The organism is Pseudomonas sp. H3_C08 (assembly GCF_054669455.1).
Window position 1 is genome coordinate 2,433,390 of record NZ_CP162803.1, and the last position, 23,439, is coordinate 2,456,828.

The 23,439-nt window shown below is 58.3% G+C and carries 18 protein-coding genes and 2 pseudogenes; 6 read left to right on the plus strand and 14 right to left on the minus strand.

The window, feature by feature from the left end; translation table 11 throughout:
• Positions 1 to 6: 6 nt before the first annotated feature.
• Positions 7 to 780, plus strand: coding sequence for a 3-hydroxybutyrate dehydrogenase (gene hbdH / locus AB4N74_RS11300; protein ID WP_093430959.1), 774 nt, complete (start codon positions 7 to 9; stop codon positions 778 to 780).
• A gap of 151 nt (positions 781 to 931) precedes the next feature.
• Positions 932 to 2,887 carry an acetoacetate--CoA ligase gene (locus AB4N74_RS11305; protein ID WP_460100201.1) on the plus strand — a complete coding sequence of 652 codons (1,956 nt, stop codon included), beginning with the start codon at positions 932 to 934 and terminating at the stop codon, positions 2,885 to 2,887.
• Positions 2,888 to 2,935: 48 nt separating this feature from the next.
• On the opposite strand, the gene AB4N74_RS11310 is transcribed toward AB4N74_RS11305, so the two are convergent.
• Together AB4N74_RS11310 and AB4N74_RS11315 are read right to left on the minus strand one after the other, a co-directional pair.
• A complete protein-coding gene (locus tag AB4N74_RS11310; RefSeq protein WP_460100204.1) occupies positions 2,936 to 6,700 on the minus strand; it encodes a hypothetical protein in 3,765 nt (1,254 codons plus the stop codon).
• A gap of 133 nt (positions 6,701 to 6,833) precedes the next feature.
• Positions 6,834 to 7,943: a PilT/PilU family type 4a pilus ATPase gene (locus tag AB4N74_RS11315; protein ID WP_460100207.1), complete on the minus strand. Its 1,110-nt coding sequence runs from the start codon at positions 7,941 to 7,943 to the stop codon at positions 6,834 to 6,836.
• A gap of 113 nt (positions 7,944 to 8,056) precedes the next feature.
• Here AB4N74_RS11315 and AB4N74_RS11320 point away from each other — a divergent pair, with 113 nt between their 5' ends.
• Together AB4N74_RS11320 and AB4N74_RS11325 are read left to right on the plus strand one after the other, a co-directional pair.
• Positions 8,057 to 10,594 carry a PAS domain-containing hybrid sensor histidine kinase/response regulator gene (locus AB4N74_RS11320; protein WP_093430942.1) on the plus strand — a complete coding sequence of 846 codons (2,538 nt, stop codon included), beginning with the start codon at positions 8,057 to 8,059 and terminating at the stop codon, positions 10,592 to 10,594.
• Between the two features lie 51 nt (positions 10,595 to 10,645).
• On the plus strand, positions 10,646 to 10,921 hold the full coding sequence (locus AB4N74_RS11325; protein WP_007912322.1) for a peptidylprolyl isomerase: 276 nt from the start codon (positions 10,646 to 10,648) through the stop codon (positions 10,919 to 10,921).
• A gap of 108 nt (positions 10,922 to 11,029) precedes the next feature.
• Here the strand turns inward: AB4N74_RS11325 and kdgK are convergent.
• The 8 genes and pseudogenes from kdgK to AB4N74_RS11365 all read right to left on the minus strand — a co-directional run bounded on the left by kdgK (position 11,030) and on the right by AB4N74_RS11365 (position 17,787).
• A pseudogene (gene kdgK / locus AB4N74_RS11330) lies at positions 11,030 to 11,969 on the minus strand (2-dehydro-3-deoxygluconokinase).
• Positions 11,970 to 12,100: 131 nt separating this feature from the next.
• Entirely contained in the window at positions 12,101 to 13,315 is a 1,215-nt protein-coding gene (locus AB4N74_RS11335; protein ID WP_460100210.1) for an amino acid deaminase, read from the minus strand.
• A 39-nt stretch (positions 13,316 to 13,354) separates the two neighbouring features.
• Positions 13,355 to 14,119, minus strand: coding sequence for an IclR family transcriptional regulator (locus tag AB4N74_RS11340; protein WP_093430933.1), 765 nt, complete (start codon positions 14,117 to 14,119; stop codon positions 13,355 to 13,357).
• Between the two features lie 225 nt (positions 14,120 to 14,344).
• Complete coding sequence (locus tag AB4N74_RS11345; protein WP_007912330.1) at positions 14,345 to 14,734, minus strand: RidA family protein; 390 nt, start codon at positions 14,732 to 14,734, stop codon at positions 14,345 to 14,347.
• Between the two features lie 30 nt (positions 14,735 to 14,764).
• Positions 14,765 to 15,556: an amino acid ABC transporter ATP-binding protein gene (locus AB4N74_RS11350; protein WP_093430931.1), complete on the minus strand. Its 792-nt coding sequence runs from the start codon at positions 15,554 to 15,556 to the stop codon at positions 14,765 to 14,767.
• Positions 15,553 to 16,215 (minus strand): amino acid ABC transporter permease, encoded by a 663-nt coding sequence (locus AB4N74_RS11355; protein WP_116254839.1) that lies wholly within the window; start codon positions 16,213 to 16,215, stop codon positions 15,553 to 15,555. Before AB4N74_RS11355 ends, AB4N74_RS11350 begins: the two co-directional genes overlap by 4 nt.
• Positions 16,216 to 16,224: 9 nt before the next feature.
• Complete coding sequence (locus AB4N74_RS11360; protein WP_003225455.1) at positions 16,225 to 16,887, minus strand: amino acid ABC transporter permease; 663 nt, start codon at positions 16,885 to 16,887, stop codon at positions 16,225 to 16,227.
• A gap of 51 nt (positions 16,888 to 16,938) precedes the next feature.
• The gene (locus tag AB4N74_RS11365) at positions 16,939 to 17,787 is read right to left on the minus strand and encodes a transporter substrate-binding domain-containing protein (protein ID WP_099756438.1); all 849 of its coding nucleotides are present in this window, start codon (positions 17,785 to 17,787) and stop codon (positions 16,939 to 16,941) included.
• A gap of 337 nt (positions 17,788 to 18,124) precedes the next feature.
• Between AB4N74_RS11365 and AB4N74_RS11370 the strand changes: the two genes are divergently transcribed.
• Both AB4N74_RS11370 and AB4N74_RS11375 read left to right on the plus strand, forming a co-directional pair.
• Positions 18,125 to 18,580 (plus strand): thioredoxin family protein, encoded by a 456-nt coding sequence (locus AB4N74_RS11370; RefSeq protein ID WP_460100215.1) that lies wholly within the window; start codon positions 18,125 to 18,127, stop codon positions 18,578 to 18,580.
• Positions 18,581 to 18,636: 56 nt separating this feature from the next.
• Entirely contained in the window at positions 18,637 to 19,104 is a 468-nt protein-coding gene (locus AB4N74_RS11375) for a hypothetical protein (protein WP_186624555.1), read from the plus strand.
• 12 nt (positions 19,105 to 19,116) lie between these two features.
• Here the strand turns inward: AB4N74_RS11375 and AB4N74_RS11380 are convergent.
• The 4 genes and pseudogenes from AB4N74_RS11380 to AB4N74_RS11395 all read right to left on the minus strand — a co-directional run.
• A pseudogene (locus AB4N74_RS11380) lies at positions 19,117 to 19,218 on the minus strand (type II toxin-antitoxin system RelE family toxin); the annotation flags it as partial.
• Positions 19,208 to 19,456, minus strand: coding sequence for a type II toxin-antitoxin system Phd/YefM family antitoxin (locus AB4N74_RS11385; protein WP_099756441.1), 249 nt, complete (start codon positions 19,454 to 19,456; stop codon positions 19,208 to 19,210). The gene AB4N74_RS11385 and the pseudogene AB4N74_RS11380, both read right to left, overlap by 11 nt.
• A 295-nt stretch (positions 19,457 to 19,751) precedes the next feature.
• Positions 19,752 to 21,311 (minus strand): TerC family protein, encoded by a 1,560-nt coding sequence (locus AB4N74_RS11390; RefSeq protein ID WP_093430921.1) that lies wholly within the window; start codon positions 21,309 to 21,311, stop codon positions 19,752 to 19,754.
• 310 nt (positions 21,312 to 21,621) lie between these two features.
• Positions 21,622 to 23,268, minus strand: a complete 1,647-nt coding sequence (locus AB4N74_RS11395; protein WP_460100219.1) for a phospholipase D-like domain-containing protein — start codon at positions 23,266 to 23,268, stop codon at positions 21,622 to 21,624.
• Between the last annotated feature and the right edge of the window lie 171 nt (positions 23,269 to 23,439).

Below are 23,439 nucleotides of genomic sequence, written 5' to 3' on the forward strand. Positions count from 1 at the left end.
GTATTCATGACGACTCTTTCCGGCAAGACCGCGCTGGTGACTGGTTCCACCAGCGGCATTGGTCTGGGCATCGCACTGAGCCTGGCCAAGGCTGGCGCGAATCTGATTCTCAATGGTTTTGGCGACGCGTCGAAAGTCATCGCCGAAGTCGCCCGGTTCGGCGGCATGGTCGGCCATCATCCGGCCGATGTCAGTGACCCGGCGCAGATCGCCGACATGATCAATTACGCCGAGCGCGAATTCGGCGGTGTCGACATTCTGGTCAACAACGCCGGCATCCAGCACGTCGCCGCCGTGGAGGATTTTCCGGTCGAGCGCTGGGACTCGATCATTGCCATCAACCTGTCTTCGGTGTTTCACAGCACGCGTTTGAGCTTGCCGGGAATGCGCGCCAAAGGCTGGGGGCGGATCATCAACATCGCCTCCGTGCATGGCCAGGTCGGCTCGACCGGCAAAGCGGCATATGTCGCCGCCAAGCACGGCGTGATCGGCTTGACCAAAGTGGTCGGCCTGGAAACCGCGACCAGCAATGTCACCTGCAACGCGATCTGCCCGGGCTGGGTGCTCACGCCACTGGTGCAGAAGCAGATCGACGACCGTGCGGCCAAGGGGGTCGATCCGCAGCAGGCGCAGCATGATTTGCTGGCCGAGAAGCAACCATCGCTGGAATTCGTGACGCCGCAGCATCTGGGCGAACTGGTGTTGTTTTTGTGCAGCGAGGCTGGCAGCCAGGTGCGCGGCGCGGCGTGGAATATTGATGGTGGGTGGTTGGCGCAGTAATGCTGCGTCCCGGTAGGAGTGAGCCTGCTCGCGATAGCTTTGTGTCAGTTAAATTTTACCGTTCTGGCACACCGCTATCGCGAGCAGGCTCGCTCCCACAGGTGCTATGTGTGCGCTCGACCTTGTGCATGAATAAAACAAGAGGCAAACAATGTCCGACATCCTCTGGCAACCCGACGCCAACCGTATCGCCCAGTCGCGCATGGACACCTTCCGTCGTGCGGTCAATCAACGCCATTCACTGAAAGTCGACGATTACCCTGCCCTGCACCAATGGAGCGTCGAGCAGCGCGCGGAATTCTGGCAGGCGATTGTCGATTTCTTCGATATCCGCTTCCACACGCAACCCGATGCCGTGCTGCGTGAAGGCTCAAAGATGCCCGACGCCGAGTGGTTTCCAGGCGCCACGCTGAACTTCGCCGAACACCTGCTGCGGCGGCGTGACGATGCCGTGGCGGTGATCAGCGTGGCGGAGAACGGTCAACGCGAGCAGCTGACCTGGGCCGAACTCGCCGAGCATGTCGCCGGATTTCAAGCCGGTTTGCGCGCCGCCGGTGTTGGTCTTGGCGATCGCGTCGCCGCCTGCATGCCCAATACCTGGCAGACCCTGGTGGCGATGCTCGCCACCACCAGCCTCGGTGCGATCTGGTCGTGCTCCTCGCCGGATTTCGGCACCCATGGAGTGATCGATCGCTTCGGCCAGATCGAACCCAAGGTGCTGCTCACCTGCGCCGGTTATCGCTATGCCGGCAAAGTCATCGAGCAGACCGACAAAATCAACGGAATACTCGAGCAACTGCCAACCCTGAGGCAGTTGATCATCGTGCCTTACACCCAGCCGCAGGCCCGTGTCGAGGCATACAAGACTCCCGCCGAAGTGACTGTGTGGGATGACTTTTATCAGGTCGGCGGCGAACCGGACTTTGTCCCGGTGCCGTTCCATCATCCGCTGTACGTGCTGTATTCCAGCGGCACCACCGGCGTGCCGAAATGTATCGTTCACAGCACCGGCGGCGTGTTGCTGCAACATGTCAAAGAACACGGCCTGCATTGCGATCTCGGCCCCGGCGATCGACTTTTCTACTACACCACCTGCGGCTGGATGATGTGGAACTGGCTGGTCTCGGCGCTCGCGGTCGGCAGCGCCGTGGTGCTGTACGACGGCTCGCCGTTTCACCCGGACAACCAGCGTTTGCTCGACTTGATCGACGACGAGCGCATCAGTGTGTTCGGCACCAGCCCCAAGTTTCTCGCCACCCTGGAAAGCAGCGGCGCCAAGCCCCGGGAAAGTCATGATCTGAGCAGCCTGAAGACGCTGCTGTGCACGGGCTCAGCGTTATCGCCGCAAAGCTATGACTTCGTCTATCGCGACTTGAAAGCGGATGTATGCCTGGCGTCGATGTCGGGCGGCACTGATATTGTTTCGTGCTTCGTCAACGCCAATCCGCTGTCCTCGGTGCGGCGCGGCGAGATCATGGGCAAGAGCCTGGGCATGGCGGTCGAAGTCTGGAATGACGCCGGCCAACCGGTGCTCGGTGAAAAAGGTGAACTGGTCTGCACCCGGCATTTCCCGGCCATGCCGATTGGCCTGTGGAATGACCCGGACGGCGCAAAATTGCGGCAATCGTATTTCAGCCTGTTTCCCGGGGTCTGGGCACAGGGCGATTATGCCGAGCAACGGCCTCACGGCGGGATGCTGATCCATGGTCGCTCTGACGCAGTGCTCAACCCGGGTGGCGTGCGCATTGGCACAGCGGAGATCTATCGGCAGGTCGAGAAAGTCAGCGAAGTGCTGGACAGCGTCGCTATCGGTCAGCAGTGGCAGGATGACGTGCGGGTTGTGCTGTTTGTGAAGTTGCGCGAAGGGCTGGCACTGGATGACGCATTGGAGCAACGCATCCGTCAGGAGATCCGCGCCAATACCACCCCAAGGCATGTACCGGCGAAGATCGTTGCGGTGACGGACATTCCGCGCACCATCAGCGGCAAGATTGTCGAACTTGCAGTGCGCGAGGTGGTGCACGGCAGGCCGGTGAAAAACACCGATGCGTTGGCCAATCCCGAAGCGCTGGAGCAGTTTCGGGATCGGCTGGAACTGAGCATTTGAACCCGGCGCTGATACGCTTACGGCAAGCGTTGGCGACGGTGCCTGGCGTCAGCGGGGTTTGTTCAGCGTAATCACAACCGGCTGACCAATCGCTCTACCGCCACTGGCATCGAGCGCCCTGCGAATGATCGTCATGTTGCGGTCGAATGTCGTTTTGTCCGTAGCCATTTGACTCAGTAACGAAGTGGCAATTGCCAGCGAGTCGGCATTCTCAAAGGCCTTGGATACCGCATGATTGCCAGCGATCGAGTCCGCGACAGGGAGGTTGCCGGACGCAAGATCCAGCAACTGCGCTACATCCAGTCGCTGCCCGCTGTGGCTTGCATGCTCTGTGTCCGTGGCGTAGCCGACATCCACGGTCTGCGCACTGCCATGGAACAGTTCATGGATCAGGTCATCGGCCACCACGTCATGGTTGAAGCCCAGATTGACGAAGTGTTTGTTCAGGTTTTGAGTATAAATCTCGATAAACGCAATACCCGATGCGTCGTTGGAGCTGGCACTTTTCCATCGTTTGTAGTTGTTCACATCAAAAGAGGCGAGTGTCTCGTTATGCTTCACTGCATCGAGAAGCGTGTTGCTCACCGAGAAGCCAGCGAAATCAAAGCGAATCAAGCGCAGATAATTCACCAGTCGATCAGTCGCTACCTGCGACGTGTTACCGAACAGTGCCTTCATCAGCAGATCGCCGTCTCGCTTGAACTCATGTCGGCTGATCACAGCAATAGCGTTGTCAATCTTCGCCCGAGCGCGAGGCAGACTTGATTCGATGAAGTTGCGCGTGTAGCTCGCGGGAAGTGTCTTGGTCGAATACGGCAACTGCAAGGGCGTTTGATAGGCGAAGCCGCTCAGCGGTTGACCCCACAACTTGCCACGGCGGTTCAAGGCGTACCATTCGTTGCCACTGCGGGCCGCCAGAACAACAACGCTGCCAGGCGTGCCGCGAGGTTGCCAGTGACCCAACCCCAAATGGGTACTTTGCGACGCACCGAGCAAATCATAGGACTGCCGACGACCACTGAGTTTGTGCAATTGGCTGTTGGCCCTGGCAACCAGTTCATGGCTGTTTTTGCTACAACGCAACAAGCCCTTGTTCACCAGTTTTCCGCCCGACTGAATGCCAGAGGGCACCCCATCCAGCGGGTTGAAAAGGGAAACGGCCGAGGTGAATGCCAATCGGGTAAAACGCGCCGCCCTGGATGTGGTTGAAATAGCCTTCGCCGAAATGCTCAAGACTTTGGAGGTGGCTCCTGTCACCGTGCCCACCAGGCCGATGCCATCCATCAGACATCCGTAAACTCCGTCGACGACCTTGTCATGTTCACCCGAGGCAATATCCTCGATGCACTTTTTGAAAGGCACCACCAGGTCGATGAAATAAGTCAGCAATCGTTCGCCCTCCTCCCTGGAAAGTTCAAGCGGAGTCGGGACGCGTACCAGTTCTCTCAGCTCGTTCTTGTTCAGATAAGGTCGATTTTTAACCAGAAACGTGGCGATACGTTCGATATTCGCGTCGTTGAATTTTTGATAGAACCCTGACTTTGGCGTCGACGATGCTTGCGGTGCGTTCAGCAGGCCAAAATTATCGATAATGGCCATGCTGCTGGTGATCGAAGAGTCCTCGGCAGCCGCATGGGTATAGCGTTTTACATCGAGCGGCAGGAGTTGCGTCGCGGTGATGCTCAGTGGAAACGTTAGATCCGCACTAGCACTCATTCTTGAACGTTGTCGCAGTTTTCGCTCTCGCTTGATGAAAGCCGCCAAGGCGTCATTTTTTCGAGTCTCGGCGCGCGATGTGAACAGTTCGTAGCAGATGTCCGCATTCTCGTGAGACGCATACATCACAATGCCAAAACGTCCCGTGGCGGCATCTCTGCTTTGCATTGTTTCCTGGTCAAGATCAATTTTCAGGGGCCCGCCCAGGCCGCGCGATTTAGAATAAATGGCGGACTCGCGTACGGTCAGGAAGTGAATATCGGCATTCATGAAGACGTGCAAATCCGCCTCTGGCATCTGCGCCAAAGCCAGTTTCACGCTAGACAACATGGCGCTGTTCAAATCATCGAAATGCACAGCCAGCTGACGATCCATCTCCTCGTCACAGGATCCTAGCTTCAACAGGTTCGGGTAACGCGCGTAAAGGCTGACACCGGACGGGTTGTAGTTGATGGCCGGCCTGAGGACACCGTTAGTGACCAGGCGCACGGTACGCCTATCCCACTGGCCAGTGACCAGATCACCTGATTGATGCAAGTCGACCATCGACATGACTTGCTGTCCGCCTTTCTCGGACAGTGCTTTTTCGTCCAGGCTGTCGCAACCTGGCGCGGCGACTTGCAAAGCGGATCGGGCAATCTTCGCTCTGTCGGGTAACGGCGTCGAAAATGCCTTGGCGATTTGAGCGAACGTTTCCGAGTGGCGCTCGAATGCGTCAATTGCACGTCGGGTAGTGGTTTGCTCGGCCTGCTCGAGTTCAGCGGCGGTCACAATCTGGTTGATCAATGCCCAATCGACGATCGGGTCAATCATGGCCAGGTCACGCTTGTGTTTCTGCGACTCACTGACCGGTTCAAGTTCGCCATACGCCATGACCTGCGCATAGGTCATGCCACGCGTCGCACCGGATTTCAGTGTCTCGACCAGCATGACGGCGCGACAGAAATTGATCCATCCAATCGAACCCAAGGTAACCGACGAGGGAATCTCCCTGACCAGAAACTCGGGTGCGTTGCGTGCCAACAGCAAGTGGGCAACCAACAGCTCCAGACCAGCCTCAACCCATTGTCGGGTTCGCAGCACAGCCGTCAGCGCCTCAAGTATGACCGAGGGGTGACGATCAACATTTTTCGGCGCATACAGATCAAGTCCGACCACGCGATTACGCTGTATGCCGTGACCAATCGATGGATCAAGGTCGAGCAATATCGCCGTCATCAGCAATTGCCGGAGAATGTCATCGGAAGCCTGCTGTCCCTCGTTCACACCGAACCAGCCCAGTTCTTTCAGGTAGTCACCGGCGAGATTCAGAGCAATCGGATGATTGACGAGTTCAATGACCCGTTGAGCCGCACGTTCATGTGTGACGGCGGCGCGACCGGTAACATTGTAGAGGGCCGTGAGAAGTTTTCTGTTGGGCATCAACTTGGCAGTCGCATTACGAATAGCTGAAAACTGTTCCTCGCTTAATACGACCAATGCCGGATCTTCGGTTTGAAAATGCTCCCAGTAGTTGCCCGGCTCTGGCACTGGCGGATCAAACTCGAATAAATCGATCAAATTCCTGACCTTTGCCTTGTTGTCGGGCAAGTTTATGTCATGAAAGCGGAACCATTGATCGAGGGTTATAGCGTTATCAGGCCATATATAACCACCGGCCACTTTTGCTATATCCGAAATCAACGTCAGTGCAGATTGTGTCGGAACACTGTATTCAAAGTGCCGCGCCGCGACCAGATCCACCCACCCCCTGACCGCACGGACTTCCATCTTGCCGTCGGGCGTAACACGCAGAAGTCCGTCATGATCGCTTGCGCCTTCCCTGGCAATCGCACCGAATACCGGGCCGGTAGCAAGCAACTCATTAAGCAAAAGACTGCCGGGATTATAGATCTCGAACAACGACGATCCGGTTTGCAACTCTACTTCATGCCCATACCAATTGATCTTTTGATCATCCGTGTATTGGCTTAACGCCCCCTCTAGTTGAGCCAAAACCAATTGACGCTCAACGGCATCGGCTTCATCCCTGCTCTTCCATTCGGAAAGAGCAACAGGCGAAGACCAGAAGGTTTTATTCCGGGTCTTATCATTCATATTAGAACCTCATCAAGTTAATTAGCTGACAACTTCAGCGCGATGACGTTCTACTTTCTTTGATACGACCAATCCATCTAAAAAACATGAATAACTGTTTCCGGGCGCCCACACACAAACAATCAAGAAAATATTAATCGATCAAACCCCATTCTTCGGACGCTGTATCGTTACCAGCATTTGCCTCTTCAGAAAGTTTCATCCGCAACTTCAGATTATTCACCGAATCTGCATTCTTTAAAGCTTCCTGTGCACTGATTGCACCTTCAGCGACTAATGCGTACAGCGCCGCATCAAATGTCTGCATACCCAGTTCGGGGGATTTTTCCATTATCGGTTTCAGCTCCTCGAACTGTCCGCGCCGAACCAGATCTGCGATGGTTGGCGTGCCCAACAGCACCTCGACAGCCGCCCTGCGTTGCCCATCGACGGTGCGCACTAAGCGTTGCGAGATAAATGCTTTCAGGTTGTTTCCCAGCGTATGCAACAACTGCGGTCGCCGTTCTTCCGGGAACATATTGATAATCCGATCCAGTGCCTGATTGGCGTTGTGCGCGTGCAACGTCGAGAGCACCAGATGCCCGGTATCGGCAAACGCCAAGGCATGTTCCATGGTTTCGCGGTCACGGATTTCGCCGATCAGCACCACGTCCGGTGCCTGGCGCAGGGTGTTTTTCAGGGCCGCGTGGAAGCTGCGTGTATCGACCCCGACTTCCCGTTGATTGATGATCGAGCGCTGGTGGCGATGGATGTACTCGATCGGGTCCTCGATGGTGATGATGTGCCCACTGCTATGGCGGTTGCGGTGATCGATCAGCGCGGCCAGCGAGGTCGACTTGCCCGAATCGGTGGCCCCGACAAAGAGGATCAACCCCTGCTTGAGCATGACGGTGTCGAGCAGTACTGTCGGCAATTTCAGATCGGCAAAACGCGGGATGTCGAGTTTGACATTGCGAATGACGATCGATACATCGTTGCGCTGCTTGAAGATATTGACGCGAAAACGCCCGATGCCCGCTCGCGAAATCGCCAGGTTCATTTCCAGATCCCGGTCGAACTCCCGTCGTTGCTCGGCGTCCATCAGGGAGGCAGCGATGGCGGCGGTTTCAGCGTTTTTGAAAGGTCGTTCGCTCAACGCCGTGAGCACGCCGTCGATACGCGCACTGGGCGGTGCCCCCGTTGACAGGAACAGATCCGAACCGTTTTTATTGGACAAAATTGACAACAGTGCATCGATTTCCATGGCAAAAAGCACCCGCGAAGCATTCAATGAACAGACAACGGCCTGCGCCTGGCGCAGATCAACTGCAACAATGATAGACGTCGCCTCAACGAACCACGCTCAGGATTGATGTAATGAATGCTGTACCGAACACCGACGACGCACAGGCACTGATCGCCCGTACCGACTGGAGCCGCAGCCCCCTGGGCGCTGCCGGCAACTGGCCGCAGAGCCTGCGCACCGCGGTGGACATCGTGATTCACTCGCCGATGCCGATGCTGTTGTTGTGGGGGCCGCAGCTCACGCAGATCTACAACAACGGTTTCGCCCTGCTTGCCGGCCACAAGCATCCGCACGCTTTCGGACAGCCTGCGCACCAGATCTGGCCGGAACTTCGCGACTTTACCGACCCTATTTACAGCGCCGTCCTACAGGGCCAGGTTCGCACCTACAGCGAAAGACGCTTCACCCTGCAACGAGACGGCAGAGAATCCGACTTCTGGCTGGATCTGACCTATAGCCCGATTCGTGATGAGACCGCGCAAGTTGCCGGAATCCTCGTCACCGCCATCGAAACCAACGAACGCCGCCGCATCGCTCTGGAGCTGCAGCGACGCTCGGAAGAAAGCCTCAAAGCCCAACGGGAAACCGAGGAGCGCCTGCAACTGGCCCTGGCTGCGACCGATGCTGTCGGCACCTGGGATTGGGACATCGGCGAAGACCGCTTTATCGCCGATGCGCATTTCGCCCAATTGCATGGCGTCGACCCCAGCCTCGCCGGCCGATTGCCGATCAGCGACTACTTGCAAGGCGTGCACCCGGAAGACCGCGCCATGATTGCGCGCAGCATCAAGCACTGCATCACCCACGGCACCGAATACGCTGAGGAATATCGCTTGCAGCAAGGCGATGGCGAGGTGCGCTGGGTGTTCGCTCGCGGGCGCTGCTACAAGGATCATCACGGCCGGCCCATGCGTTTTCTCGGCGCGGCGCTGGACCTGACCGAGCGCAAACACACCGAACAGGCGTTGCGCCAAAGCCAGACCGAACTGCAATTGATCATCAACGCCATGCCGATCCTGATCAGTTATGTCGACTGTGAAGAGCGCTTTCGCCTCAACAACGCGGCCTATCTGGACTGGTACGGCCTCACGCCACAGGAACTCTACGGGCGCACGATTCGCGAAGTCATCGGTGAAGAAGCGTATTTCCTGCGCCGGCCCTACATTGCCGAGGCGCTGGCCGGCAGACCGTGCTCATTCAGCCTGTATACCCCGCACCGCGATGGCAGCAATCGCCACGCGCTGATGAATTACCTGCCGCGTTACGCCGCCGACGGCGCGATCAGTGGTTTCTATATCTTCGTGATCGATGAGACCGAGCGCAAGAAAACCGAAGAAGCCTTGCGCAATCTCAACGAAACCCTGGAAGAACGGGTCAGCGCCCGCACCGAACAGTTGGCCCAGGCCAACCAGCGTTTGCAGAACGAGATGTTCGAACGCGAGCGCGCCGAAGATGCCTTGCGCCACGCGCAGAAGATGGAGGCTGTCGGCCAGCTCACCGGCGGTATCGCCCACGACTTCAACAACATGCTCACCGGGATCATCGGCAGCCTCGATTTGATGCAGCGCTACATCGCCAACGGCCGGGCTGACGAAATTGGCCGTTTTACCGAAGCCGCTGTGTCATCGGCCAACCGTGCGGCAGCGCTGACCCATCGATTGCTGGCGTTCTCGCGGCGCCAGTCGCTGGATCGCAAAACCCTCGACGCCAATGAACTGGTGCATTCGCTGGAAGATCTGATCCGCCGTACCAAGGGCGACCCGATCGAACTGACCCTGCGTCTGGCCGAGAACGTGTGGCCGGTCAGTACCGACGTCAGTCAGCTGGAAAACGCCTTGCTCAACCTGGTCATCAATGCCCGTGATGCGATGCCCGAGGGCGGTGAACTGGTGATCGAAACGGCCAACGTCTATCTCGACGGCAGCGACATCACCACGCTTGAACCGGTCAAGGCCGGCGATTACCTGATGCTGGCGGTCAGCGACAACGGCACCGGCATGACGCCCTCGGTGCGTTCCAAGGCCTTCGATCCATTCTTCACCACCAAGCCCATCGGCCAGGGCACCGGGCTGGGGCTGTCGATGATTTATGGGTTTGCCCAGCAGTCGGGTGGTCATGTCAGCCTCGACAGCCTGCCGGGCCAGGGTACTTGCGTGCGCTTGTACCTGCCGCGCTTGTATGGCGTCGAACCGGAACGGCCGGCCATCGTCGCCGTTGAACAACCGTCGGCGACGGCGACCGGTGAAACCGTGATGGTGGTTGAGGACGACCCGGCGGTGCGCATGCTGGTGCTCGATCTGCTCCGGGAGTTGGGTTATCAGGCCCACGAAGCGGAAGATGCCAAGACCGCCCTGCCCCTGCTGGAGTCCGATCTACGCGTCGATCTGCTGGTCACCGACGTCGGCCTGCCGGGCATGAACGGCCGGCAACTGGCGGAGATCGCCCGCCAGCATCGGCCGGGCCTCAAGGTGTTGTTCATGACCGGTTATGCGCAGAAAGCCGCCGAGCGTCAGGGATTTCTTGAGGATGGCATGGACATGGTTGCCAAACCGTTTGCCATTGAGCTGCTGGCCAGCAAGATCCGCACGATGATCAGCCAAACCCTGTGACTTGAGGCATAATCCGCGCCCCGCCGTCACCCCGTTATCAGGTATCGCACGATGAAAGCCCAAGCCCGCCACATTCTGGTGAAAACCGCCGAAGAGGCCGAACAGCTCAAACAACGCATCGCCAAGGGTGAAGCGTTCGATGTGCTGGCGAAGAAATTCTCGACCTGCCCGTCCGGCAAGCGCGGCGGTGATCTGGGTGAAGTGCGGCCGGGGCAGATGGTTGGCGCGATTGATGCGGTGATTTTCAAAAAACCGCTGCGCACCGTGCATGGGCCGATCAAGAGCAAGTTCGGGTACCACCTGGTGCAGGTGTTTTACCGCGATTGAAGGTTTGGCTTTAGGGCCCTATCGCGAGCAGGCTCGCTCCCACATTTGGAATGCATTCCCTTGTGGGAGCGAGCCTGCTCGCGAACCGATTGCGCAGCAAGCGGCCATTCAAGCCTGTTTCGGAATCAATGCCCCCCGGCACCTGAATCACCTTGCTGGCCAGCAGATGCCCGGCCTCGGCAGCCTCCGCCGGACTTCCGCCCAGCAATCGACTGGCCAGATACGCCGCACTGAACGAATCCCCCGCCGCCGTGGTATCCACCACTTTCTCGACCTTCTGCGCCGGCACTTCGAACGCTTCACCATCACACTGAATCAAACAAGCTTCGGCGCCACGCTTGAGCACCACTTCCAGCGTGCCGAACTGCGCGTAAGCAGCAAACACCGCTTCGCAATCGGCGAAACCAAACAGCGCCTGTTCGTCATCCACCGTCAGCAACGCCAGATCAACGTACGGCAACACGTTGCGATAAGCCGCCCGCGCGTCTTCGACCGAGGCCCACAGGCGTGGCCGGTAATTGTTATCGAAGACGATGCGCGCATCCCGCTGCCGCGCTTCGATCAAAGTCTGGATAAGTTTTTCCCGGCCCAACGCACCGAGCACAGCCAGGGTAATGCCGCTGAAATACAGCACATCGTAATCCGGCAACGCCGCCAGAATCGGCTCGGCGGCCGGGGTGGTGAAACAGTCGCGAACTGCCGCTTCGTTGCGCCAGTAGAGAAAACGCCGCTCACCGCTGGCATCGGTCTGGATGCAATACAGGCCCGGTAAACGCCCCGGCAGACGCTGCACCAGATCCAGGCCAATGCCTTCATCGGACCAGATCTGGCACATGGCGTCGCTGAAGCTGTCGTCACCCAGTGCGGTGACGTAATCGACCTGCGCCTTGTCGCCCATGGCGCGGGACAGATACACCGCGGTGTTCAGGGTGTCGCCGCCGAAGCTTTGTTGCAGGCTGCCGTCGGCGCGTTGCTGCAGTTCGATCATGCATTCGCCAATCAGGGCGATGCGTGGGGTGTTCGGGCCCAAGGGGCTGAGGGTGTTCATCTTGTGCTGTCTCTGGTTGATCGGTGGTGTCTGGACTGGCGCCTTCGCGAGCAAGCTCGCTCCCACACTTGGAATGCATTCCCCTGTGGGAGCGAGCTTGCTCGCGAATGGCCGCGACTCGGTTTCAAGTCTTAGAAACAAGTCTCCATGCTCTCGATCACCGACAACTGCTCATCCACCAACAACCCCACACGCCACTTGTCGAACGTCAGGCACGGGTGCGACGTACCAAAGGAAATGATGTCGCCCACGCGCAACTCAACGCCCGGCGCCAGCGTCATGAACGCGTGCTGATCCATCACCGCCGTGACCTTGCACGCACCGACGTCATCGCCCAGCGCCGGCACCACACCCGCCTTGTAACGCAGCAATGGCACCGGCAAACCGGCATCGAACGCGACATCACGCTTGCCCAGTGCGATCACCGCAAAACCCGGCTCGGGCAGCGACTGCACGTGGGCCCAGACTTCCAGCGCCGGGCGTAAACCTTCGTGAAGATCACTACGGCGGTCGAGCACGCAGCACTGCGCCTCTTTGTAGATGCCATGGTCGTGCGCCACGTAACTGCCCGGGCGCAACACGCTGAGGAAACGCCCAGCGGCGTTTTGCGCTTCGAACGACTCGGCAATCAGGTCATACCAGGCCGAACCCGAGGCGGTGATGATCGGCTTGCCGATGGCGAATGCGCCGCTGTCCTGCAACTGCACCGCAAGGCGCACCAGCGACGCGGCAAATTCACGAATGCCGCTGACGGCGTGATCGCCGTGGATCACCCCTTCGTAACCTTCGATGCCGGTCAGGGCCAGCGCCGGTTGCGCGCTGATCGCCTTGGCCAGCTCAATGACTTCCTGCTCGCTGCGGCAACCGCAACGCCCGCCGACCACGCCGTACTCGATCATCACGTTGAGCCTCACCCCGCGCGAGGCGAAGTACGCGCCGAGATCAGCGACGTTGTCCGGGTGATCGACCATGCAATAGAAATCGAACGACGGATCGGCAAGCAAATCGGCGATCAATGCCATGTTCGGCGTGCCGACCAATTGGTTGGCCATCAGCACCCGACGCACGCCATGGGCATAAGCCGCCCGGGTCTGGGTCGCGCTGGCGAGGGTGATGCCCCACGCGCCGGCGTCGAGCTGACGCTTGAACAGTGCCGGGGTCATGCTGGTTTTGCCGTGGGGCGCCAGTTCCGCGCCGCTGTCGCTGACGAATTTCTGCATCCAGTGGATGTTGTGCTCCAGCGCTGCGCGATGCAGCACCAGCGCCGGCAGGCTGACGTCACTTACCAGGTGCGCGCCGATGGCAGCGTCGCCCTTTTCTCCAGCAGTATTGATGGCAGTGGTCATGGTCGAACTCCTCACATTCGCGGCTGCAGCCAGCCGCCGTTATTCGTTGATGCGCCGGGCGAGGCTGTTGGCGCTCTCGATCAGCACCCGGCGATAGTCGTTGTAATTGTTTTTCGCATCGGCCCGTGGCGCGACGATGCACAAGGTGCAAATGGCCACGCCTTGTGCGTCTTTGACCGGCGCGGCGAAGCAATGGGTAAAGGTGTCGGCAACACTGTCGAAGGAGAAGAAACCATCGATGCCGGCCTGACGGATTTCCGCCAGAAAACGCTCCAGCGGCAGGCGCTCGCCGTCGGGCAGGATGAAGTCGTTTTCGTCGATCAGGTCGATGATCTGTTGATCGCTTAAATGCGCAAGCAGCAGGCGCCCGGAAGCGGTCCACGGGATGGGGGCGTTTTCACCGATGTCGGAGGAAATGCGGAAATGCCGCTCGCCCTCCTTCATCAGTGCCACGGTGTATTTACGCCCGTTGAGCAGACACATCTGCGCGGTTTCACGGGTCTGGCTGACGATTTCCTGCAAGGCATGATCGGCCTCGCGGCTGAGGTCGAAGTGGCGTAAATGCGCCTGACCGAGGAAGTACAGCTGCCGACCCAGGTAGACATGACCGTCCTTGCCCACCGGTTCCAGAATCCGCCGCTCCAGCAACGATGCAACCAGTTCGTAGACCGTGGATTTCGGGCTGCCGATGCCGTTGGCGATGTCGTTGGGGCGCAGCGGCTGGCCGATCTCCTTGAGGAAATCGAGAATATCGAACGCCCGGTCCAGACCGCGAGCCCGGCGTTTGATGGTGTCTTCGGTCATTTCAGTGGTTCCCATTCAAAGTCGCCGGATGGTAACTGGCCCTTGGTGTTGTGTCAGTTGGATTGCTGCCCTCACCCCCCGCCCTCTTTCAGAGGGAGAGGGAGCCTGACCGTATCGATGTAAATGTAAGCGTCATACGCAAAATCCGCATCGATACAGATCAGTCCCCTCTCCCTTGGGAGAGGGTTAGGGTGAGGGGCTGCGGCCTAAGCAACGCAGCAATTTTCAAGCCTTCTTCTTGTAGGCGATGCAATCGATCTCGACCTTGCAATCCACCATCATGCTCGCCTGCACGCAGGCCCGCGCCGGTGCGTGCTCAGGCTTGAAGTACTCGCCAAAGACCTTGTTGAAACTGCTGAAATCCCGCGGATCATCCAGCCACACGCCGGCACGCACCACGTCTTCGAGGCCATACCCGGCCTCTTCGAGAATCGCGATCAGGTTTTTCATGGTCTGATGGGTCTGCTCGACAATACCGCCGACAATAATCTCGCCATCCACCGCCGGTACCTGGCCGGACACATGCAGCCAGCCATCCGCTTCAACGGCGCGAGCGAAGGGACGTGGCTGGCCGCCAGCGGCGGTGCTGCCGGTGCCGTAACGCGTAATGCTCATGGGTGTTTCTCCTGATGTGAAAACGTAAGATTAAAACCGCGTATTTTTCAGAAACTCAGCCAGACGCGGCGATTGCGGGCGCTCGAACAGCTCCTTGGGAGGCCCCTGCTCTTCGATCCGCCCCTGATTCATGAAAACGATCTTGTCCGAGACCTCGAAGGCGAAACGCATCTCGTGGGTCACCAGCAACATGGTCATGCCGTCTTCGGCCAGGCCCTTGATCACGTTGAGCACTTCGCCGACCAGCTCCGGGTCGAGTGCCGAAGTGACCTCATCGAAGAGCATCAGGCTCGGGTTCATCGCAATCGCCCGGGCAATCGCCACGCGCTGTTGCTGACCGCCGGACAACTGACCGGGAAAGTGATTGCGTCGCTCCAGCAGGCCGACGCGCTCCAGCCATTTTTCGGCGAGCGCCACAGCTTCATCCTTATGCATTTTCTTCACCTTGAGCAGGCCCAGGGTGACGTTCTGCAATGCGGTCAGATGCGGGAACAGGTTGAATTGCTGGAACGCCATGCCGGTCATCGCACGATGGCGGGCGATGAGTTTCTCCGCATGCCGCACACGCTTGCCGTTGACCTCGTCATAGCCGATGGATTCACCGTCGAGCAGGATCTGCCCGCCCTGGAATTCTTCGAGCATGTTCACGCAACGCAGCAGCGTGGTTTTACCCGAGCCGCTGGAGCCGATCAGCGTGACCACGTTGCCGCGCTGCATGCTCAGATCGACACCTTTGAGCACTTCGACTGCGCCGTACTGTTTGTGCAGGCCACGGATATCCAGCAACGCCTGATTCTGAGGGGAAACTTGAGCTTGAGTCATGGCAGGGCCACCCGCTTTTCAATGTGCCGGCCGAGTAATTCGATGCCGTAGTTGATGACGAAGAACAGAAAACCGGCGAACAGGTAGAACTCCAGGGTCATGAAGTTCCGGGCGATGATCTGTTGCGTGCTGAGGAGCAATTCGGCGACGCCGATCACCGAGAGCAAGGTCGACGCCTTGACGATTTCCGTGGACGAGTTGACCCAGGTCGGCAGGATCTGCCGCAGCGCCTGTGGCAACAATACGTAGCCAAGGGATTGATAGAACGTCAGACCGATGGCTTTGCTCGCCTCCATTTGCCCGCGCGGCAAGGCTTGCAATGCACCGCGAACAATCTCGGCGACGTGGGAACCGCAAAACAGCGTCAGGCCCAAGGCCCCGGCCTGAAATGCGCTGATCTGCCAACCGAGTGCCGGCGCCATGTAGAAGCAGGCCAGCACCAGCACAAACACCGGTGTGCCACGAATCAGGTCGACGTAAAAACGAAACGGCGCGCGCATCCAGAATTTGCCGTAGGTCAGCACCAGACCGGTGATCACGCCGAGCATCGTGCCGAGCAGAATCGCCAGCGCCGACACTTGCACGCTGGTCAGAAAACCCTGCCACAACGGCTCACGCGCGAGCCACAATTCATGTAACCAACTGGGAGATTCGTACATCGCAGCCTCCTATCGGCGGATCGCCAGACGCTGCTCCAGGTATCGCAGCAGCATGGCAATGAGGTAACAGGCCGCGACATACAACGCCGTGGTCACCAGCCAGGTTTCGATTACCCGGTAGCTTTCGACGTTGATCTTGCGCGCGTAATAGGTCAGCTCCGGCACCGCAATTGCGGCGGCCAGTGAGGTGTCCTTGAACAGCGAAATGAAGTTGTTCGACAGCGCCGGCAAGACGTTGCGCAACATCACCGGCACGGTGACGTAGGCCTTGACCTGCCACTCGCCGAGACCAATGGCCAGTCCGGCCTCGCGCTGGCCTTTGGGGATACTCAGCAAACCGCCACGGAACACTTCGGTCAGGTACGCCCCGGCATACAACGACAGCGTGATGATGAACGACGGAATCTTGTCCAGACGAATGCCCAGGCTTGGCAGCGCAAAGTAGATCAACAGAATCAACACCAGAATCGGCGTGTTACGCACCACCGTGACGTACACCGAGGCCAGCACGCGCAAGGCGCGATGCTTCGAGAGCAAGGCAAACGCCATCAGCAGGCCGATCACGCAGCCGATGGCGATCGACACCAAGGCCAGTTCAAGGCCCAGACCGAGCCCCGCCAGCAAGGTGTCGAAATCGCGCCACACGGCGGCAAAGTTCAACTGATAGTTCATGGTCAGCAGTACCTTGAGCGGGGCGACTTTAATCGCCCCACTCTCACGGGATCATTTGAATTCGACTGGGAAACCGATCGCAGGCGACGGCAGGTCAACGCCGAACCATTGTTTGAACGACGCCGCATAAGTCGGGAATTCAACGCCGGTCATCGCTTCATGCAGTGCGGTGTTAACGAAGTTCAGCCAATCCTGATCGCCGCGTTTGACTGCACACGCGTAAGTCTGGGGGCTCCACGCATAGGTCGGGCTGCGGTAGCGACCTGGGTTCTGCACCATCAGGTATTTGACCGAAGACTGGTCAGTGGCGGCGGCATCGGCGCGGCCGGAGTTCACGGCCTGGTACATCAGGTCGACGCTGTCGTACTGATCGACCTTGGCTTTTGGCAATGCTTGATGCACCAGCTCTTCGGCGTAGACGTTTTGCAGCACGGCCACGGTGACGCTGTCGCCAGCGGCTTGCAGGTCTTCGATTTCCTTGTACTTGCTGTTGTTCGGCAGCAGCAGGCCGACGCCTTCGCGGTAGTACGGCAGGGTGAACGCCACCTGCTGCGCACGGCTGGCGGTGACGGTGATGAACTGGCAACTCATGTCGACCTTGTCGGTGAGCAGATTGGGAATCCGCGCATCGGACGACTGCACGACGAACTCGACTTTGCTCGGGTCGTTGAACAGACCTTTGGCCACCATCCTGGCGATGTCGATATCAAACCCCTGCAACTTGCCGTCCGCGCCCTGAAAGTGCCACGGCGCATTGGTGCTACCGGTACCCACGATCAACTTGCCACGGGCCAGAACACTGTCGAGCTTGCTGTCGGCTGCCTGGGCCAGGCCCATGACAGCGGACGAAGCCGCAAGAACAAAAACACACGCTTTGAACAACGAAGGACGGCGATGCATGGCAAGCACTCCAGGATGGTGTTTATTCCGCTATACCGGAACACGGTTTGTTACTACGGAATAGACAGCAGAAAGTGTGCCACAGGATTGTTGGAGAATCTGTAGTGCAATGAAATGTTTTCGAAATCAAAGAGATGCAGAAACAGACAGTGCCGCTGCTTCCAAAAACGCCAAGTAGACTCGCTACCGTAGGCTACACACGCCGGGTATTCGCGCCACATTTCGAGGCGCCTTGCACAAAACAAGGCGCGTTGCACCTGTCAGGTCTGACAGTAGGCGGACGCCTCGCGCTGGATTACCGTCAAGAGATACAGGCACACCTGAAACGGAGATTCTGATGAGCGCGAATATCCCTCTCGCTACTTTGCCGCCCACTTACCGCAAAGCCCTGAAAACCTGGCGCCCGGTGATTCTGTATTTCGCCAACGAACACTGCCCCGCCTGCGAATGGGCCGGACCGATTTTTCGCCAGACGGCCGAGCCATACCGATATCGCGCCAATATCTACATGCTCAATACCAGCGAGTCCCCGCGCCATCCGCTGGTCACCGGCACGCCCACCGTGCTGTTTTACAAGAACGGTAGACTGGTGAAAAAACTCAAAGGCATCGGCACTGAAGAAACCCTCGCACGGGATTTCGCCGAGCATATCGGCAAGACCAAAGCACCCGTTGCCGTCCGCAAACAAACGCATGATTTGCCTTGGCTGCGTCAGACACTTCGTACCTTGTGCACCGTTGCCCGTGCGCGTGCGCGTCCGCGTCCGCGTCCGCGTCCGCGGAGTCAGTACTGAACAGGCTGAAGGTTCCGAAGTAGCGTTAACCAAAAAGTCTCAGGGAGAGATAGGACATGACGAATTTGATCAGGAATGGCGAGTTCTACGAAGGCGAAAAAGACTGGTCAGTGAGCGATCCGGAGCACGTGAAATTCAACGAGGATGACTGCAAGATCACTTCACCCGGATACATCAGTCAGGACATCATTTTCCCATCTGCAGCCGAAGAATATGCGCTGTCCGCCAGAATGAAGACTGCGCCAGGCTTCACGGCGTGCGTGACATTGACGCTACACCCATCTGGAAAGGTACTTGCGCTGCTGCTCGAAAACGCATCGAACTGGCAGGTGTTGACCGACTGGACGGAAGCGCCGCCCGGCACAACCGGAGCCACCGTAAAACTTGAGACGAAAGCAGAAACCGGGGTCGCTACTTCGCAATTTGGCAGTCTGGAGCTATTGAAACTGGACGAGAAGCCATCGGGAAACATTCTGGAGCAAATCGTCGCGTGGTGGCGATCCTTGTTCGGTGCCAGGAGATAAACCCCGCTTCGACAGTCGCTCAGCTAGTTTTTCCTTGAACTGATCCCGTAGGCCAGCGCCCAGCTTCTCCCATTCTCTCCAGGCCTTTTCAGAAAATTCCAGCTCATAGGTCATCTAGTGAGACCTTGATGGTGGGGTCGTTTTCTCGCTCCTTGCAAAGCGCGATCAACTCCAGATCATCAAGGCGCGTCATCATCGCCTCGTATTCTTTGGCTGGTACGCAATAAAACGCTGGTTCATTTCGGTTGAGAATCGCTATAGAGCGTCCACCACCAGCAGCTACGGTGCCCATCGGATTTTTTTTCAACTCGGAAATACTCGCTACTACGTGGGAAAGAACGATGTGTGCCATTAAGGTGCTTCCTGAAGTACTTTTAGTAGCACCTAAAATAGCACCCTCGAAGCTCTTAACTTCGATCCATTTGACGATACCACGTGATTTCCGGCGACGTTTCTGCGTTGTCCGTCAGACGTTTCTCGCACTTGGGTGGGAACAGGAAGGATCGCTACACTTTTCATCAGTGAATACTGCGGTGCCTGAACCCAAGCATTCGCGAGCAGGCTCGCTCCAACATTTGAAACGCGTTCCAAGGTGGGAGCGAGCTTGCTCGCGAAGAGGCCGGCACAGTTAGTAGAGAACTCAAGGATTACGCTGGCGCGCGCTCCAAAAGCACTCGCGTCACCCGCCGCTCTTCCACCGCTTTGACCGTCATCTGCCAGCCTTCAAGTTCCAGACGATCACCAATGACCGGGAGACGATCAAGAAGGCTCATGACCAGCCCGGCCATCGTCTGATAGTCCTCGGTCGGCTGCGCACCAAACCCGGTGCGCTGGCGCACTCGCGACAGGTTCAACGCACCACTGACGATAAACCCGCCCTGCTCCTCGACCACATCCGGGCCTTCGATTTCGCTGGCATCGGGCAACTCACCGGCAATCGATTCGAGGATGTCGGTCATGGTCAATACACCAACGAAATCACCGAACTCGTTGACCACAAAAGCAATGTGCGTCGAGGCGGCGCGCATTTGCTCCAGCGCGTTGAGGATCGAATAGCTGTCGAGCAAATTGATGGTCTTGCGCGCCAGGTGTTCCAGGTTCGGCTCGGCGCCGGCCAGGTACTCCTTGAGCAATTCTTTCTTGTGCACGAAGCCCAACGGCTCATCCACCGCACCGTTACGAATCAACGGCAGACGCGAGTAGGACGAGTGCATCAAGCGAGCCCGAATCGCTTCACGATCATCGGCCAGATCAAGCGTGTCGACATCGGCGCGCACGGTCATCAGCCCGCGAATCGGGCGTTCGGCGAGTTGCAGCACGCCGCTGATCATCACCCGTTCGCGACGGTCGAACAGTTCCGCGCTTGGCGCGTCACCGTCGTCGAGCAGGTCGGCAATTTCCTCGCCGACCTCTTCCGCCGCCAGTTTACGCCCACCCAGCAAGCGCATGACCGCGTGAGCCGTGCGCTCGCGGATCGGCCGCAAACCCTGCATCGAACGCTTGCGCCGAGCCCGGGCGATCTGGTTGAACACCTCGATCAGAATCGAGAAACCGATGGCGGCGTACAGATAACCTTTCGGAATGTGGAAGCCCAGACCTTCGGCCGTCAGGGCAAAACCAATCATCATCAGGAAGCCCAGACACAGCATGATCACCGTCGGGTGCGCGTTGACGAAGCGCGTCAGCGGTTTGCTGGCGACAATCATCAAGCCAATCGAGATGATCACCGCGATCATCATCACCGCCAGTTCATCGACCATGCCGACGGCCGTGATCACCGCATCCAGCGAGAACACCGCGTCGAGCACCACAATTTGCGCAACGATCGGCCAGAACAGCGCATAGGCGGTGTTGCTCGAGCGTTCGCCAACGTGGCCTTCCAATCGCTCATGCAACTCCATCGTCGCTTTGAACAGCAGGAACACACCACCGAACAACATGATCAGGTCGCGACCAGAGAAACTCTTGTCGAACACCTCGAACAATGGCTGCGTGAGGGTGACCAGCCAGGAAATACTCGCCAACAGGCCAAGGCGCATGATCAGCGCCAGCGACAGGCCAATAATCCGCGCGCGGTCACGCTGATGCGGTGGCAGCTTGTCTGCCAGAATTGCGATGAACACCAGGTTGTCGATACCCAGCACCAGTTCCAGCACGATCAAAGTCAACAAGCCTAACCAGGCCGTGGGATCCGCTAACCATTCCATAAAACGTCTCTATCTCTCTCGATGAATTCAGGCTGCCGGACACGGCAAAGCGCAACGCGAAGGCTCTGGGGCCGCGTTAGCAACGATAGTCGGATGTCGGAAAACCGGATGCTGCGAGTGCGTCAAGACCGCGCCATGGCGCGAGGGGAAGGTGCGACTGGGAGGCTCCGAGAGGGTGTTCATGCAAATCCTGAATGAAAAATGGCCTTGGAGCGTACAGGCTTTGGGAACATTTCCTATAGCGGCAAATCATTTCTAAATTTGTAACAGCGCTCCAGATTCCCCCGTAGGAGCTGCCGCAGGGGCAATGTCAGCGGCCAGCGAAGCGTAGGCGGGACAACTGCCGCAAATCCCCTTCGATGTAATAGTCATTCGTCCAATGGTCATCCACCGCCAACGGACTCACCTGCTTCAACGCCAGCTTCTTGGCGAAATAACGAAAGCGGTAATGCTCATAAAACCGCAGCAGCTCCAGCCCGTAACGATCTGCCAGATCGGTGTCGCCGCGAATGATCAGGTAGTTTTCATCGTTGCCATTACTCGCCGAAACGCTGAGGTTGTGGCTGCCGCTGATGATCGTTGGTGTGTCCGTGGTGAAGTCGGTGACCACGGCTTTGGTGTGCACCAGCAGATTGCCTTTCTGGCCTTTCATGTTCTCGCGCAGCCAGCCTTCCAGCCCGGTGTTGAGCAATGCGGTGGCGGCGAATTCGGCGCTGCGGTCGGCGTGAAAACCGGTGATTCGGCTGGCAGTGTTCTGCAGGCCATAACGCAAAACATCGTCGTGGGGCTGGCCGAGTAACGCGTTAAGAATCGCGTCCGGCAGCGAGAACGCGGTGACGAACAGCACGTCCTTTTTCGCCGCGCTGATGATCTGCACGAACGCCTGCAGATCGGCCCCGCCGGTGCGCGGCGAGAACCCGGCGAACACAGGTTGCTGCGGATTCATCGGGTTGTGTTCAGTAATCCAGTCACGGGTAACGCCGATATCATCCGGCTGCGCCCAGATCTGCTCGAACGTCTGCAGATAACTGGCGGCAATCGATGTATCGTCCAGCACATGCACCACGTTGGCCTGACGATAAACCCCGTTGGCGGTGAAATTGGTGCTGCCACACAAAACCGCTTCAGGCTGATGAGTGCCGCTGGCATCGACGCGGCGCAGGACCATGAATTTGTTGTGAAAGATGTTGTGGGTCACTCGCCCGCGTTTGCTCGCGGGAGGCAGTGCCGCCAGGCTCGCTTCGTTGAGCGTGGTGTCTTCATCATCGGGCCGGGCGTGATACAGCACCCGCACCTGTACGCCTCGCGTGAACGCCGCGTTGACCGCATCGACGATTGCCTGCAACTGATACTCGTAAATCGCGATGTCCAGCGCCCACTGACCATCGACCGCACGCTCGATAAACCCCAGCAAGCGCCCGAGCAAACCGTTTTCCAGCCACTGTCGCGCGGCATCGGGCCAGGCTTCGATGGGCATGTTTTTGTTGGCGCTGATCTGCGCGTCCAGATCGGGAAACTTGCGCTGGAATGCCTGACTGGCGGCGACCGCACGGTTGAATATCACGCTTTGATTGCTCGGGTGACCGTCATCGGAGGTGATCGTCAGTTCCAGCGACTCACCCAACTGCACGGCATCCGCAGTGCCGTAGGCCAGATGCACGCGATAGTGAAGGGTCATGCCCGGATTGACCGCGTAATCGGCCCAGCGAAATTTCTGCAGCGGGGCTTTATCGCTTGGGGTGGCGTGGAACTGGGGAAAGGTGTGAGCCTTATTCGGGAAGGTCAGGCTGTTGAACAGGAACAACCAGGGTTTGGCGCCCTGCTGCTTTTCGATGGCAAACCCGAGCAGGCCTTGGCGCCGGGACTCGGCGAGGTCCATGGCCAGCAGCACGCCGTTGGTGCCGGCGTAGGCTTTGACGCGGAAGTCGTCTTGAGGGTTTTTGACCAGAACGCGCATCGCTCACTCCTTGTGATTGGGGCTGGGTGCAGCATAGAGCAGTGATTCGGGTTTTGAGTGTTCGGCTCTAGACCGGGTCGATGCAATCGCGAGCAGGCTCACTCCTACATTTGGAATGCGTTCCCCTGTAGGAGTGAGCCTGCTCGCGATGAGGCCCGACCAGACACAGAA